We start from the raw sequence: 16,368 nt of genomic DNA, 5'->3' as shown, positions 1-16,368 counted from the left end.
GTAAGTATGAAACTTTTAAAAAAGATAAATAATAATTTCGCTTTGGCATTAGATAATCGTGGGGAAACGATTATTGTTGAAGGAAAAGGAATCGGATTTCAAAAAATGCCTTGTGAATTATCCAATTTGAAGTTGGTAACTCGCTCGTATTATGATTTTGATGAACGCTATATCGAGTTGCTTACAGAAATACCCTATGAAGTCGTCTTTGTAGCAAATGTTATACATAAACACATTCGTGAAAGAATCAATTGCACGATGAATCCTAATCTTCCTTTTATATTAGCGGATCATATCGCATTTAGCATACAACGATGGGAAAAAAATATATCATTGAAAATGCCTATGTATTATGATTTACAACAGTTGTATCCACTAGAGTTTGATATCGCTGAATTTGGACTACATGTCATAGAAGATGAACTTGGAATCGCTTTGCCAAAAGAAGAAATCTTTGGGATTGCATTGAATATCATCAATTCTCAAATGAATATGGAATTTTCTAATACAGAAGAAGATTTCCAAAGGTGGATACAAGTATTTACAGAAATCATAGAAAATTTCATGAGTGTAACGATTGCAAAAGATTCGTTTAATTATTCGCGCTTTGTAAGTCATATACGATACTTATATCAACGTACAAAAGATGGGAAAAATATAGAAAGTGATAATATAAAAATGTATCAATCGCTTAGGGAAGGATTTCCTACTGCATTCCATTGTTCCATGGAAATTAGCAACTATTTAATGAAAGAAGAAAACATCATCCTAGATGATGAAGAAAAAATATATTTAATTTTGCATATCAATCGATTATGTGATAGAGTGGACTGTAACCGAAAGGGCATAACCCCGAACATATAAAACTATTTTTGTTTTATTTTTGTTTGGGTTTTTATTTGGCAAATACAATGTAATGCGCGCTTATATTGTTTTGTATATAAAATATATTAAGGAGAAATTTATGATGAAAAATAACAACTATATCCAACTTGCTGATCAAATTATTGAATGCATAGGAAGTCAGGATAATGTAAGCTTTTTAACGCACTGTGTTACTCGTTTAAGATTTGTTTTAAAGGATAAATCCGTTGCAAGAATAGAAGAAATAGAAAATCTTGATGGCGTCATGGGCTGTCAATGGCAAGGAGGACAATTACAAATTATTATCGGACAAGATGTAGATGAAGTTTATAAAATTATCAATACCAAAATTGAAATAACAGATGATCAATTACCAAAGGAAGCGGATAAAGAAACATCGGTTAAAAAGAAGGGTTTTAAGGAAATAGGAAGTGCAATATTGGATGGATTTTCTGGTTGTTTAACACCAATCATTCCGATGTTAATTGTTTCAGCAATATTTAAAACCTTAACTGCTGTATTAGGCGCTAATATGTTAAATGCAATCTCTGAAACAAGCGATGTATTTATATTATTTACATTTGTTGGAGATACTCCATTTTATTTCTTGCCAATTGCTGTTGGCTACACCGCTGCAAAGAAGTTTGGAGCTAGTCCAATCTTAGGTATTTTGATGGGAGCTATATTAATACATCCTACCTTCTTGGCAATGGCTAGTGAGGGGAAAGGTTTCACGGTATTAGGAATACCTAGTCTAGTTCAAAATTACACATCAAGCATCATTCCTTCTATACTTTCTGTATGGGTATTGTCGTATGTAGAAAAAGTATTAAACAACTATATTCCTGCTGTATTAAAAACGGTTTTTTGTCCATTTTTGACAATCTTAATCATGTTACCACTTGCATTGTGTATATTTGGTCCAGCGGGACACTTCTTAGGAGAGTATATATCTAACTTCTTTATGTTTATGGGACAATCTGGTGGAATCACAAAAATATTAGCAATTGCGTTGATAGCTGCAACTTGGCAATTCTTGGTGATGACAGGAATGCATTGGCTTCTTATTACAACCAGTATGGTAGTTATGGCAGAAGCAGGACAAGAGTCATTTGTTTTAGCATCCAGTTGTGCAGCATTTTCCGTCGGAGGAATGTGTTTAGGTGCTCTTCTTAGACAAAAGAATGTGAAGGATAAATCCCTATCGTTATCTTATATCGTTGCGCAATTAATCGGAGGTATAACAGAACCAGGGTTATATGGAATTGGTTTGCGATATGTAAAAGCTTTGATTGGTATGATTGCTGGTGGTTTTGCTGGAGGTCTATATGCAGGAATTACTGGTCTTACTGCTTATCAAATTATACCAGTGGGCAATTTCTTAAGTTTATTAGATTTTGTGGGTGGAGGAAACATGAATTTCATAAATGGAATTATTGCCGCTGTCATTGCCTTTGTGGTTGCTGCAATCGTAACCTTCTTTATCAGTGACAATTATGATGAAAACGTGAGTAAGGTTTAACCATGCCTCGTAAAAAAATCCTTTTAAGAGCTGACGATCTAGGCTATAGTGAAGGTATAAATATGGGTATTTATGATTGTGTAAAACAAGGTGTACTAAAAACGATTGGGTGCATAGTGAATACAACATATTCTCAAACTGGAATAAATCTTTTAAAAGATGAGGATGTTTGTTTAGGATTACATGTAAATATAACTTCAGGAAAAAGACTTTCTAAAGAGGGGAATTTGAGTTTTATTTCGAAAAATGGGCATTTTGTTAAACTTAATAAGGACGTATATGATTCGTGTTTGAAACATGATGAAGTATGTCTGGAAGTTGAGGAGCAGTACCAAAAATTTAAAGAGTTAGCAAATCGTAAACCAGATTACATGGAAGGACATGCGCTCTTGCATACTGTATATCTAAAAGCAATTGAAGTAGTGGCAAAAAAACATAACGTCTTGTTTATTCCATCGCTAATCCATCATGATGATGCACTTATGATCAAAGAAATTCCTTTATATTTCTGGATGGAAAGCATGAGCGATAATTATCATCCAATGCAATGTTTTCAAAAGATATGTTCAAATAGGCGTGAGGGGTGTGAGGTAATGATTTTACATCCAGGTTATATCGATACATATTTATGCGAAAATTCATCATTATTAAAAGCGAGGGAAATGGAGGTTGAATTTATAATGCATTTAGATAACATCGTTTCAGATAAGGATAACATCGAATTCGTGACGTACAAAGATTTCGTAAGGGGTGTTAAGTTTTGAGTTTAGCAATCATCCAACAAATGTTCGTTTTACTAATTATGATGTTCGTAGGGTATCTATGTAGAAGGGTAGGAATGCTTAATGAAATAAGCGTTCCTATCATATCTAAAATTGTCTTAAACATAGGCATACCTGCTACTGTAATCGTATCAGTGATGCAAGATAACTCACTTTCCTACAATATGCTATTACTGTATTTGGTTGGATTCATGTTGTTTAATATCATGTGTGCATGTATTGCCAAAATAGTTGTTAAAACCTTTAAAATAACAAAGGATGCAAATCTATTTCAATTCATGTATATGTTTTCAAATATCGGTTTTATGGGATTTCCTGTATTACAAGCAATTTTAGGAGAGAAAGCATTACTGTATGCAGTATTATTTCTCATTCCAAGCAATTTGATGATGTTTTCTTATGGTGAGCAGTTGATGAATAATCAAAGCAAATTTACGATAAAAAAATTGATGAATGCACCTATTATAGCGTCCTTTATTGCGTTATTGATATGTGTTTTCAATATTCAAATTCCTGAAGTCCTTATTATGCCATTGCGCTCATTGAGTAATGTAACAACCCCACTTGCAATGATGATTATCGGTATATCTTTATATGGACATAATATTCTAAAAGTAATAACGGATAAACAAGCATTGCTCTTTACAACTATTAAGTTAATGATACTACCTTGTATATATTGTTTGATTTTAAATCTGTTTCATATTCCAATATTGTTTCAAATTATATTAGTTTTGATGATGGCTATGCCAATACCATCCAATACCATTGTTTATGCAAGTCTTTATAACAAGAATATAGATTTGGTAGGGCATGTATCTATTCTCACAAGTATACTTTGTGTTTTCACAATCCCTTTACAATACCATCTTGTTTTGTTTTTAAACAGTTGTTTCGTATAATATTGGCATTTACTTTATACAGTCGTTTATAATCGTATACATACAGAATGCGTGCGCGTAGCACGTTTTTCTATTTAAAATTTAACTGTAAGATCAACACAATGAAATAGAGCATTTCGATACAACCTCACATATGATAGAAAAACTATGTGATATAGATAAATTCATTGATAATAGTGCTTAAATATGGTATATTATCTTATGCTTGGTCGAAAAAGGAGAATTCATGGATACGTATTATGAAGATATATTGAGCAAAGTGAAACAATTGATGGAGGAAGAAGACTTTCAAAGTGCTTATAAGATTTTGGAAGAAGAACTTTCTATGCCCTATATTCCAAGAAATATGGAGGCAAAACTCATCGAAGCTTACAATGCATGTCGTAGTGAATTAAAACTCAATCAAAGTAAGGTTTATGAGGAAGAAGATGTCGATGTGATGCTCGCTGGATCACTTGAAGAACAGTTTCTAGCGATTGAGCAGTTAAAGAAAAGTAATATTCGTAATCATTTTGAAGCAATTCAAAACTATTTGTCTGGAGATGTGAATGTGTTGGTTCGAGCAATGCTGATTGAAGCAATGATGGAACAAAACATTACGGATGAATTCACGAGTAAAGTAGAAGGTATGGATGTAACATTCTCTCCTTGTGCCATTGAAATGCCAATGGAGGCAGAAGGAGTTAGTGCTGCGATCAATATCTTACGCGAATGGTTTGAAAACGACAATCCAACCTTCACCATTATGTGTGTAGAAACACTTGTAAAGGAAGCTTATATGCGTTTACCTTTCAATATTGATGAAGATGAAAAAGAGGCTCTAGCCTGTGCGATTGCTCGTTACGTATTCTTTGCTCATGAAGAATTTGATGCATGGAAAGCATTCAGTGAAGAAAAAGAACTTGCACAATATGAGGGTTATGAATTATTATTAAGTACGTATGATATCTTATAAAGAAGTAAATGAGTTGTCGTAAATATAGTAGGAGGTATGGACAATGAGTTCAACATGGGAATTAAAAGAAAAATCAACAGGAGAATTAACAACAAGTGTCGATGGTGAAGCTTGGAAAGCAGCACAAAAGAAAACTTACAACAAAATGGCGAAAAAAGTGAACTTGCCAGGATTCCGTCCAGGTCAAGCACCAGCTGCATTAGTAAAAAAACAAATTAGTACACAGAGTGTATTAATGGAAGCAATCGATGAAGTAGCGGGAGAAGCATTATCTGCAGCTATTAAAGAACATGACTTATGGGTAGTTTCTCGTCCTTCTTTGGATGTTGAAAGTATCGATGAAGACAAAGTTACTTTCAAATTTATCGTTGCGGTAAAACCAGAAGTTAAACTTGGAAAATTCAAAGGTTTAGATATTAAGAAAGACGAAGTTAAAGTTGATGATGCGGATGTAACTGCAGATGTTGAACGTTTAGCTGAACGCTTTGCGGATTTAGTAGTAAAAGAAGAAGGTAAAGTTGAAAACGGAGATACAGCTGTTATCGATTTTGAAGGATTCAAAGATGAAGTACCTTTCGAAGGCGGAAAAGGTGAAGACTATCCATTGGTAATCGGAAGTGGTTCCTTTATTCCTGGTTTTGAAGAACAAGTACTTGGTATGAAGAGTGGAGATACAAAAGATCTTAACGTAACTTTCCCAGAAGAATACCAAGCTGCAGAACTTGCTGGTCAACCAGTTGTGTTCAAAGTAACTGTAAAAGAAATCAAATCTAAAGTATTACCTGAAATCAATGATGAATTGATCAAACAGGCGAAAATTGAAGGTGTTGAAACAGTTGATGCATATAAAGAATATGCTAAGAAAAACTTAGAAGAATCAAAAGAACGTGAAGCTACGCAGAAGTTTGAAAATGATATTTTAACTGCTGTTACAGAAGCTAGTGAAGTTGAAATTCCTGATGTTATGATCGAGGATGAAACAGATAACTTAGTTCGTGATTTCGAACAACGTTTACAATCACAAGGATTTGGAATGGAACAATTCTTACAAATCACTGGAAACACTGTAGAAGGTATCCGTGAAGAAATGAAGAAAGACGCTTTTGGAAAAGTAAAAGTACGTCTTGTATTAGAGGCAATCGCTGCTGAAGAAAAAATTGAAGTAAGTGAAGCTGATATTGAAAAAGAATTAGAAACTGTTGCGAACACTTACAACATGCCATTAGAAAAAGTAAAAGAACTTATTTCTGGTGATGCTATTTCTTATGATTTACGTATTCGTAAAGCATTAGATTTGATCAAAGAATCAGCTGGTAAGTAATCTTGAAAGACGCCTTACGCGTCTTTTTTCTTTCCTGTTTCTGATGCTGTTTTAAAAGTGTGGAAACATGTGAAATTAGCACTAAATAGTTGACAGTGCTAATAGAATATCATATACTATTAGCAGACATAGAGGAAGAGTGCTAGTATGCATCTATTTTCTAAGCATATGAGTGGATTCTCCATATGTTCTATGTGACAATCTATTTGAAAGTAATATAATAAGTTATGAGTTTGTGATATGCAGTGTAAGCTATGATAGACACTGTAACTTAGAAAGGAGTAATGAAGATGAGTGAACAAGAGTTGATCCCTACACTTCCATTGGTATGTACACGTGGTGTTATTGTATTTCCAGATCAGGAAGTCATTATTGATGTAGGAAGAGATAAATCGATTCGTGCTATCGAAGAAGCACAAGAGAATGAGCAAAGCCAAGTTGTTTTGGTTGCGCAAAAAGATCTTGCACTAGAAGAACCGAATATAAATGATTTATATGCATTTGGTACTTTATGCCAAATTAAGCATGTACGTCGTATGGAAGGTTATTTACGTGTAAAGTTTAGAGGAATTCAAAGAGTTGAAATTCAAACGGTTACCAATGATGATACGATGATGAGTACATCCTTTGTAGTTCGTAAAAATATTGCACAGGATGGTATGGAGGAAATTGCATTAGTTCGTAAAATTGCTAAGCAATTTGAAGAAATTGAAGCTGTTTCTCAAGCGATTCCAAAAGAAATGATCAATGAATTAGCAAAAGGGGTATCTGCGCCACAACTTGCAGATCAGATATCTCAGTTGTTTCCTTTTACATTAGAAAAACGACAAGAATTACTTGAAACATTAGGTATTAATGATCGTTTATTCTTAATCCTTCAAGAAATTGAAAGTGAAAAAGAACTATCTGAAATCGAAAATAAGATTAACGATAAAGTAAAAACGCGTATTGAAGAAAGTCAAAAAGAGTATTACTTACGTGAGAAAATGCGAGCGATTAAAGAAGAATTAGGAGATGTACCAGATGGTGATCAAGATGTAGAAGCAATTCGCAAACGTCTTGAAGAAAATTCTTATCCAGAAAATATCAAAGAAAAAGTTCGTGATGAATTATCACGTTATGAAATGTTACCAGCAGCAAGTGGTGAAACTGGTGTTATCAAAACGTATATCGATTGGTTAATGGATTTGCCTTGGTGGCAAGAATCTAAAGACAATGATGATTTAACAAAGGCAAGTGATACACTTGACGCAGATCATTATGGATTAGAAAAAGTAAAAGAACGTATTTTAGAGTATTTAGCTGTAAAGCAAATGACGAATTCTTTAAAAGCGCCAATTATTTGTCTTGTTGGTCCTCCAGGAGTTGGTAAGACATCTCTTGCTAAATCTGTGGCAAGAGCATTGCAACGTGAATTTGTGAAAATATCTTTAGGTGGAGTAAAAGATGAATCTGAAATACGAGGACATCGTAGAACTTATCTAGGAAGTATGCCAGGACGATTCATTCAAGCAATGAAAAAAGCTGGCACTATCAATCCTGTCTTCTTAATCGATGAAATCGATAAGATGGCAAGTGATTATAAAGGGGATCCAGCAAGTGCTATGCTAGAAGTGTTAGACCCTGAACAAAACTCTTTCTTCTCTGATCACTATATTGAAGAAAACTACGATTTAAGTAAAGTACTTTTTATTGCGACAGCAAATTACTTGGAAAACATTCCAAATGCATTGCGTGATCGTTTAGAAATTATTGAGTTATCTTCTTATACAGAACTAGAAAAGATTGAAATAGCGAAACGTCATCTTGTAAGTAAACAATTGATTGAGAATGGTTTAAAACCATCACAAATGAAATTGGAAGATGACATGATTACTTATCTTGTGCGTTATTATACAAGAGAGAGTGGTGTACGTCAGTTAGAACGTGTAATTGCGACAATTTGTCGTAAGAGTGTTCTAGCAATCTTAAAAGATAAAAAACGTTCCATCAAAGTTACTAAGAAATTAATCAAAGAATGGCTTGGTAATGAAAAAGTGGATTATGGAAAACGTGAAACAAAAGATCAAGTTGGAACAGTTACTGGACTTGCCTATACTTCTTTTGGTGGAGATATTCTACAGATTGAGGTTAATCATTTTGAAGGTAAGGGGAAATTGGTGATCACTGGTCAATTGGGCGATGTGATGAAAGAATCCGCATCTATTGCGTATGATTATGTTCGAGCAAATGCGAATAAATATAAAATTAGCTCTGATATTTTTGAAAAGAGTGATGTTCATATTCACGTACCAGAAGGTGCGGTTCCAAAAGATGGACCAAGTGCGGGTGTAACTCTTACGACTGCCTTGATTTCCTCTTTAAGTAATGTTCCTGTAAAAGCGGATTTGGCAATGACAGGTGAAGTAACATTACGAGGACACGTACTTCCAATTGGTGGTTTAAGAGAAAAATCTATGGCTGCACATCGTTGTGGTATTTCAACCATCGTTATTCCAAAAGCAAATGTGAAAGATTTAGATGATATTCCAGCAGCAGTAAAAGAAAGTGTTAAGTTCATTCCAGTCGATCGTATTTCTCAAGTACTGGATGCGGCTTTGGTGAAATAAATGATAACCTTTCAGAAAGCTGAATTAGTAGTTTCTGCGCCAGAAAAGAAGTTCTGGCCAGAAACTGATTTACCTGAAATCGTTCTAGCAGGACGTTCCAATGTAGGGAAAAGTAGCTTTATCAATGCTATGTGCACACGTAAGAAACTTGCCTATGTAGGAAACACTCCAGGTAAAACACGCTTATTAAACTTCTTTAATTTAGATGATAAATATATGTTTGTGGATGTCCCAGGGTATGGGTATGCCAACATATCAAAAAATCAACTGATTAGATTTGGTCAAATGATGGAGGATTATTTCTCTGGTCGCGTACAGAAAAAAGGATTGGTCATGTTAGTGGATGCTAGACATAAACCAACAGACGATGATAAGACAATGTTAGAATTTGCTCGTTATTATGAAATCCCAATTGCTGTTGTTGCGACAAAGACAGATAAAGTACCATCAACAAAACTAAAACATCAATTAGCAATCATCAAAGATACTTTAAAACTATCTTGCGATGAACCACTCTTTCCTTTCTCAGCAGAGAAAAAAGAAGGAATGGAAGCTGTATGGGATTATTTAATTCCTATCTTTGAATCCTAAGCGTATCGAAAGATACGTTTTTTTGTTCAGCTAATTGATTGTTTCATTTGAATATCTATAAGAAAACGATAGTTTATCTTTTTAAAATATTTTTTCAAAAAAAGCAAAGATTACAAAAATTATGATATGCTAAGAAAAAGGAGAAATGAAAATGGAAGCAAAAGGAAAGAATTATTTAAAAATCACTGGGGTACTTGAACTTGTATTAGGAATCATTTTAGTAGCTTTATTAGTTTATATTACAAGTTTAGATAAGGGGTCATCTATACAAATCTTTGGTTCAAATCCAGATGGATTTACATTTGTACAATTGGCACTTGCTTGGTTACAAGCTGGTCTTTGTATAGTTGCGGGTATTACAGGAATTGTATTAGCAAATAAGCCTAAAGCTTATAAAGTATGTATGTTCTTTGGTCTTGTACTTATTTTTGTAGCTATCTCAAATAGTTTTTATTCTGATTTCAACATTCAGAACATTATGAAAGAAATATGTGTGTATATTATTCCTGTATATTATTATTATGGGGCCGCAAAAAATAAACAATCTTTATAGAAGAATATTTGCGAATAAGAAAACGTCCAATCTTAGGAGAGGACGTTTTTTGTATATTGTTATTTATGTTCCACTGCAAGAATCAATTCTTTTGCATATGGTAAAGATTCAATCCATGCACATACATCATGCCATTCATCTAACTTATGAGCTCTTCTTGCATAGTAAATGTTCATTAATGTTTCATAGTTTAAAGAACATGTACGAAGTTGGTGATAATTGTTTGGCAATAATTGAATCATAGAATACCAAATTGTTTTATCTTTGGTTTCTAAGTATTCCAAACGTAATTCTTCTAGTACTTGAATGGTTGCCTTTAGGGAATCTAATGCTTTTTCATTCATATGGTCATGAGAGAAATCATTGATATCAAATGGCTTACTTGCAATTTTATGCATCGTTGATGTTGAGTTTGCGACTGTAGCCACTTTGTATGTATCATATTCTTTCCACCAATATAAAGGGGCAGTGAAATCTACCGATACAAAAATTTGACGAATAAACTTACGGTGGTCACTTCCTGCTTTTGCTAAACGTTGTGCCAAATCTAAGTCATTTGGTCCCATTACGAAATTCCCTTTATCATCATACGTTGAATCCATGCGATGCCAGCTATTCATTGGGTTACGAGCGCCACGGATTGCGTTTTCAAAATTCATTACACTAGTTCTTTCAATTAAAATCATAGGATTACCTCTTTTCTTGTATCTATTCTATCATATTTTTATTGGAAACTGTAGATATATGCGTACGATTCCATGGCATAATTTCTTCCATATCAACATACATACTGATAGGAGGGTCCTGCATATGAAAACGATGAAGATTGAAAAGAAATTATTATTCGCAGAGAAAATACAAGAAGTGAATCAATTAGAAGTGAAATCAGCCTTAATGTATCAAAAAGAAGAAGATGGAAGTGTTCGTGCAACTGGTCCATTGTTTGTTCGTGGAAGCATGCGTTTGGATGATGGGGATGTACAAACATTTCAAGAAGTATTGGATATGGATGTGTTAGCACCTGCTCATAAACTATCAAGTGAACCGTTTGCTCTACATGTGAAAGATTATTATGCGGATGTTGTGGAAGATGGTATAACACTAGCAGTGAATATGAATATTTTAGGATTAAAAGAAGAGGCGAGTGAAGATTATAAAGAAGTAAGTAAGAGTGTACCTTTGCCAGTTATAGAACCTGTTATAGAGGAACAAGATGAAGAAATGGTAACGCAACCAGAAGAAGTCGGAATGGTTGTGGATGAATTTGAAGATCTCTTTGAAGAGAGTGATACAACATATACATCCTATCGTATGGTAGTCGCAAAACCCGAGGATAGTTATGCAAGTATCGCGAAGCGTTATGATGTAAGTGAAGAGGACTTGCGAAGTGCTAATCGAAACAAAGATGTTGTAGGAAAATCTTTGGTTGTATTGCCTTTTTAAAAGTTCCTGTTGAAACTTGTGCTTCTTTTGTTTATAATGATAAAGTAAAAACTATGAAAAGAAGGAGTACACATATGTAGTTTTCAAAGAGAGCTTTCGTTTGGTGAAAGAAAGTAGGCACATATGTAGAAGGTAGTCTTGGAGTTGATATTCTGAACATAAGTAGGAATATACGCAGATCCGGCGTTAACGGTAATGAGGCATATAACATAATATGTAAAATAAGGTGGTACCACGTAAAGCGTCCTTTGTAGGATGCTTTTTTTGTTTAAGGAGGGATCGTATGCGTTTAGATATGCCAGTAGTAGAAACGAGTCGTCTTCTACTTCGTCCTGTGGAAGAAGGGGATGCCTGTGATTTGTTCGAAGTTTATAAATCGCCAGAAGTCACAAAATATCTAAGCTTTCCATGTCACGAAGATGTAGATGTTACATTACAACTAATCAAAACAAGATATCTTCCTTATCAAAGGATGTGTATACCACAAGCATGGGTTATGGTATGGAAGGAACAGGAAAAGGTCATCGGGACTTTACGAGTCCATACGATAGAAGATGATATTGGTGAAATTGGATATGCACTGCATCCTGCGTATTGGCACAAGGGGATTATGAAAGAAGCCTTAAAGGAACTAGTAAACGTTGCCTTTGAGCATATAGGGGTACGTCGATTAGAAGCAAAATATGAAGTCGACAATATGGGAAGTGAACATGTCTTAAAGGCGTGTGGGTTTCAAAAAGAAGGAATCCTTCGACAGTATGCGAAATTAAGTGATAAACAGTATCATGATATGGTCTTAGCGGCTATATTAAAAGATGATTTGAAAGGAGAATAACGATGAGAAAAGAATTAAATCAAAAATATGATCACAATCAAGTAGAACAAGAACATTATAAGACATGGTTAGAGAAAGGCTATTTTACAGCAGGGGATACATCAAAAAATCCGTTTTGTATTGTAATACCTCCACCAAATGTAACTGGAAAGCTTCATTTGGGACATGCATGGGATACAACGTTACAAGATATTGTAGCTCGTTATAAACGTTTACAAGGGTGTGATACATTATGGCTTCCTGGTATGGATCATGCGGGTATTGCGACACAAGCAAAAGTAGATGAACGTTTAAAGGGAGAAGGTATTTCACGTTATGATATAGGACGTGAAAAATTCCTAGAACGTGCTTGGGAGTGGAAAGAAGAATATGCTTCTACCATTCGTACACAGTGGGCAAAGATGGGACTTTCTTTAGATTACACTAGAGAGCGTTTTACGTTGGATGATGGGTTATCTAACGCTGTACGTAAAGTGTTTGTGGACTTATATAACGATGGATTGATCTATCAAGGAGAACGTATTATTAACTGGGATCCTCAGGCAAAGACAGCGTTATCCAATATTGAAGTATTACACAAGGAAATCGAAGGTGCGATGTATTACTTCAAATATAAAATTGTAGAAAATGGAAAAGAATTGGTAATTGCGACAACACGTCCTGAAACGATGTTTGCCGATCAAGCAATTTTTGTACATCCAGATGATGAACGTTACACAGATATCGTTGGCATGCATGTTATCAATCCAGCAAATCAAGAAGAACTTCCTATCATGGCAGATGATTATATCGATATGAGTTTTGGTACTGCCGTCATGAAATGTACACCAGCACATGATCCAAATGACTTTGCCTTAGCGAAGAAATATAACTTACCAATGCCAATTTGTATGCATCCAGATGGTACGATGAATGAAATGGCACATAAATATGAAGGAATGGATCGTTTCGCATGTCGTAAAGCATTGGTCGCTGACTTTGAAAAAGATGGTGTAGTAGATCATATTGATACACATATGCATCAAGTAGGGCACTCTGAAAGAACGGGTGTTATTGTAGAACCATATTTATCAAAACAATGGTTTGTTAAAATGAAACCATTGGCACAAGATGTATTAGAACATCAAGAAGATGAAGAACAACGTATCAATTTTTATCCTAAGCGTTTTGAAAAGACATTCCAACAATGGTTAGAGAATATTGAAGATTGGTGTATTTCACGTCAATTATGGTGGGGGCATCGTATTCCTGCTTGGTATCATAAAGAGAGCGGTGAAATCTATGTAGGGTTAGATGATCCAAAAGATAAGGATCAATGGATTCAAGATGAAGATGTATTAGATACTTGGTTCTCTAGTGCATTATGGCCTTTTTCTACTTTAGGTTGGCCAGAAAAAACACCTGACTTAGAACGTTATTTTCCTAATGATGTGTTAGTGACTGGGTATGATATCATTTTCTTCTGGGTAGCACGTATGGCATTTCAGACTCGTTATTGTATGAAGAATCGTCCATTCAAGGATGTTTTAATACATGGGCTTGTTCGTGATCCACAAGGTAGAAAAATGAGTAAGTCATTGGGGAATGGTGTAGATCCAATGGATGTTATCGAACATTATGGAGTTGATGCATTACGTTTCTTCCTAACAACAAACTCAACACCAGGACAAGATTTACGTTTCTCTGAGGAGAAAGTAGAATCAAGTGCAAACTTTATCAATAAAATTTGGAATGCATCTCGTTTTGTTCTTATGCAGTGTGGAAATGATATGGATGTAAAAGATATTGATTTATCAAATGTATCCATGATTGATAAATGGATCTTACGTCGTTTCAATGAAGTATTAGCAAGTGTTAGTGCGAACATGGATAAATATGAATATGCTCTTGTTGGAAATGAATTATACAGTTTTGTATGGGATGATTTCTGTAGCTGGTATATTGAATTAAGTAAAGCTGGTCTTATGAGTGATGATGTTGTTACACAGATGGCAAGTAAGTCAACATTGGTTAGTGTATTAAGTGGAATCTTGCGTATGTTACATCCTTTCATGCCATTTGTAAGTGAAGAGATTTATCAAGCAATTCCTCATGAGATGGAAAGCATTAATTTGGATTGCTGGCCAACTAGCATTGCTGTGGATTTGAGTGATGAAGAAATGACTTCTATCAAACAGTTGATCACGATGATTGAAGCTGTTCGTAGTATCAAAGCGGATTATAACTTAAAACCAAGCTTTGATATTGATGTTATCATTAAAAATGAACATGGAGATATATTGCCAAGTGATACAAAAATCAATGCCATCTTACAAAAGATGTGTCATGCTAGTTGGGTTAGCGAAGATCGAGAAGAAGAAATGATGGTTCGTTCTATCTTGAATGGCACACTATCTGTTCCTTTGGCTTCGATTATCAACGTTGAAGAAGAAATTGAAAAACTTACAAAAGAACTTGCGAAACTTCAAGGGGAAATTAAACGTGGAGAGGGAATGCTTGCGAACCCTAACTTTACCAATAAGGCTCCAGAAGCTAAAGTAAATGCAGAAAAAGAAAAATTAGAAGGCTATAAATCACAGTATACGATTGTTGAAAAACAATTGGAAGACATGAAGAAGAAAGCTTAAATACGATACTATAGTAGGTTGTATATATATTTATGAAATATGTATCATTTTATGAAAGAAACTATGTAAAATTATGAAAACACCTTGACTTATAACGCATTTGGGTGTAGGCTTAAAACAATATATAGAAGGGAGATTATTATGGAAATAGAATACATCAAGGCTAAAACATTGAAAGAAAAGCCAGATCAGAATAATTTAGGATTTGGTAAATACTTTACAGATCATATGTTCACAATCGATTGGACAACAGAAAAGGGATGGCACAATGCGAAGATTGAACCATATGCGCCAATTTGTATGGACCCGGCAACGTTAGTATTGCATTATGCACAAGAAACCTTTGAGGGATTGAAAGCTTATAGAACAAAAGATGGACGTATCTTATTATTCCGTCCTGAAATGAATGGACGTCGTATGATCAATTCTAATCGTCGTTTATGTATGGCAGAATTACCTGAAGATATGTTTGTAGAAGCAGTTGAAAAAATTGTTGCTTATGAACAAGATTGGATTCCTACTGCTGAAGGTACTTCTTTGTATATTCGACCATTTATGTTCGCGAGTGAGGCTGCAGTTGGGGTGCATCCTAGCAATGCATATAAATTTATCATTTTATTATCACCAGTAGGAGCGTATTATCCAGAAGGTGTTAATCCAATTAAAATTTATGTTGAAGATGAATACGTTCGTGCAACAAAAGGTGGTACAGGCTTTACGAAATGTGGTGGAAATTATGCCGCAAGTATTGCCGCACAAGTGAAAGCAGAAAAGCTTGGTTATACACAGGTACTTTGGTTAGATGGTGTTGAACGTAAATATGTAGAAGAAGTTGGTACAATGAATGTTATGTTTAAAATCGATGGTAAAATCATTACTGCACCATGTGATGGAACTGTATTGCCAGGGGTAACACGTGATTCTATTCTACAAATTCTCTCTTCTTGGGGTTATGAAGTTGAAGAGCGTCACTTAGCAATTGATGATTTGATGGAAGCAGGAAGAAATGGTACCTTAGAAGAAGCGTTTGGTACAGGAACTGCAGCTGTAATCTCTCCAGTTGGGGAATTGAACTACAAAGGAGAAATCACCATTATCAATGATTTTAAAACAGGTACGTTAACACAAAAATTATATGATACATTAACTGGTATACAATGGGGTGATGTAGAAGATACTTTTGGTTGGACACGCGAAGTTAAATAATATGTGAAAGAGTCAGCTATGCTGGCTCTTTTCTTAAAAGGAGACCAACTATGAACTTGTCAAGTAAAACATGAAAAAAAATAAGACACGATAAAAAGAACTAACAAGGTAGCTAATTTAAAAAGATAGATGAAAAGAAAGTCTAATCTAAAATAAAT

14 protein-coding genes and 1 other annotated feature are annotated in these 16,368 nt (G+C 34.5%); of the genes, 13 read left to right on the top strand and 1 reads right to left on the bottom strand.

The window, feature by feature from the left end; genetic code table 11:
* Positions 1-6: 6 nt before the first annotated feature.
* The 9 genes from ACWG42_RS12425 (at position 7) to ACWG42_RS12385 (ending at position 10,099) form a co-directional block, all read left to right on the top strand.
* Positions 7-864 (top strand): PRD domain-containing protein, encoded by an 858-nt coding sequence (locus tag ACWG42_RS12425; RefSeq protein ID WP_455792775.1) that lies wholly within the window; start codon positions 7-9, stop codon positions 862-864.
* 100 nt (positions 865-964) lie between these two features.
* Complete coding sequence (locus tag ACWG42_RS12420) at positions 965-2,386, top strand: PTS transporter subunit EIIC (RefSeq protein WP_455792774.1); 1,422 nt, start codon at positions 965-967, stop codon at positions 2,384-2,386.
* Between the two features lie 2 nt (positions 2,387-2,388).
* Positions 2,389-3,150, top strand: a complete 762-nt coding sequence (locus tag ACWG42_RS12415) for a ChbG/HpnK family deacetylase (protein ID WP_455792772.1) — start codon at positions 2,389-2,391, stop codon at positions 3,148-3,150.
* A 20-nt stretch (positions 3,151-3,170) separates the two neighbouring features.
* Positions 3,171-4,070: an AEC family transporter gene (locus ACWG42_RS12410; RefSeq protein ID WP_455792797.1), complete on the top strand. Its 900-nt coding sequence runs from the start codon at positions 3,171-3,173 to the stop codon at positions 4,068-4,070.
* 226 nt (positions 4,071-4,296) lie between these two features.
* On the top strand, positions 4,297-5,025 hold the full coding sequence (locus ACWG42_RS12405) for a DUF3196 family protein (protein ID WP_455792770.1): 729 nt from the start codon (positions 4,297-4,299) through the stop codon (positions 5,023-5,025).
* Between the two features lie 43 nt (positions 5,026-5,068).
* On the top strand, positions 5,069-6,346 hold the full coding sequence (gene tig / locus ACWG42_RS12400; RefSeq protein WP_455792768.1) for a trigger factor: 1,278 nt from the start codon (positions 5,069-5,071) through the stop codon (positions 6,344-6,346).
* A gap of 290 nt (positions 6,347-6,636) precedes the next feature.
* Positions 6,637-8,955 carry an endopeptidase La gene (gene lon / locus ACWG42_RS12395; protein WP_455792764.1) on the top strand — a complete coding sequence of 773 codons (2,319 nt, stop codon included), beginning with the start codon at positions 6,637-6,639 and terminating at the stop codon, positions 8,953-8,955.
* Positions 8,956-9,546 carry a ribosome biogenesis GTP-binding protein YihA/YsxC gene (gene yihA / locus ACWG42_RS12390; protein ID WP_455792763.1) on the top strand — a complete coding sequence of 197 codons (591 nt, stop codon included), beginning with the start codon at positions 8,956-8,958 and terminating at the stop codon, positions 9,544-9,546. It begins immediately after the preceding gene.
* A gap of 151 nt (positions 9,547-9,697) precedes the next feature.
* The gene (locus ACWG42_RS12385) at positions 9,698-10,099 is read left to right on the top strand and encodes a hypothetical protein (RefSeq protein ID WP_455792762.1); all 402 of its coding nucleotides are present in this window, start codon (positions 9,698-9,700) and stop codon (positions 10,097-10,099) included.
* Positions 10,100-10,158: 59 nt separating this feature from the next.
* Here the strand turns inward: ACWG42_RS12385 and ACWG42_RS12380 are convergent, their stop codons facing one another.
* Positions 10,159-10,785, bottom strand: a complete 627-nt coding sequence (locus tag ACWG42_RS12380) for a hypothetical protein (RefSeq protein ID WP_455792760.1) — start codon at positions 10,783-10,785, stop codon at positions 10,159-10,161.
* Between the two features lie 124 nt (positions 10,786-10,909).
* On the opposite strand from ACWG42_RS12380, the gene ACWG42_RS12375 reads away from it, so the two are divergent.
* The 4 genes from ACWG42_RS12375 to ACWG42_RS12360 all read left to right on the top strand — a co-directional run bounded on the left by ACWG42_RS12375 (position 10,910) and on the right by ACWG42_RS12360 (position 16,210).
* Positions 10,910-11,542 (top strand): LysM peptidoglycan-binding domain-containing protein, encoded by a 633-nt coding sequence (locus tag ACWG42_RS12375; protein WP_455792758.1) that lies wholly within the window; start codon positions 10,910-10,912, stop codon positions 11,540-11,542.
* Between the two features lie 44 nt (positions 11,543-11,586).
* Positions 11,587-11,794, top strand: a binding site (T-box leader).
* Positions 11,795-11,825: 31 nt separating this feature from the next.
* Positions 11,826-12,377, top strand: a complete 552-nt coding sequence (locus ACWG42_RS12370) for a GNAT family N-acetyltransferase (protein WP_455792757.1) — start codon at positions 11,826-11,828, stop codon at positions 12,375-12,377.
* 2 nt (positions 12,378-12,379) lie between these two features.
* The gene (locus tag ACWG42_RS12365) at positions 12,380-15,004 is read left to right on the top strand and encodes a valine--tRNA ligase (protein ID WP_455792755.1); all 2,625 of its coding nucleotides are present in this window, start codon (positions 12,380-12,382) and stop codon (positions 15,002-15,004) included.
* A 141-nt stretch (positions 15,005-15,145) separates the two neighbouring features.
* Positions 15,146-16,210, top strand: coding sequence for a branched-chain amino acid aminotransferase (locus ACWG42_RS12360; protein ID WP_455792754.1), 1,065 nt, complete (start codon positions 15,146-15,148; stop codon positions 16,208-16,210).
* Positions 16,211-16,368: the final 158 nt, after the last annotated feature.

This window comes from Amedibacillus sp. YH-ame10 (assembly GCF_053848885.1).
Note: the sequence above shows the minus strand (reverse complement) of the source record. Positions and strands in the feature narration are given on the sequence as shown.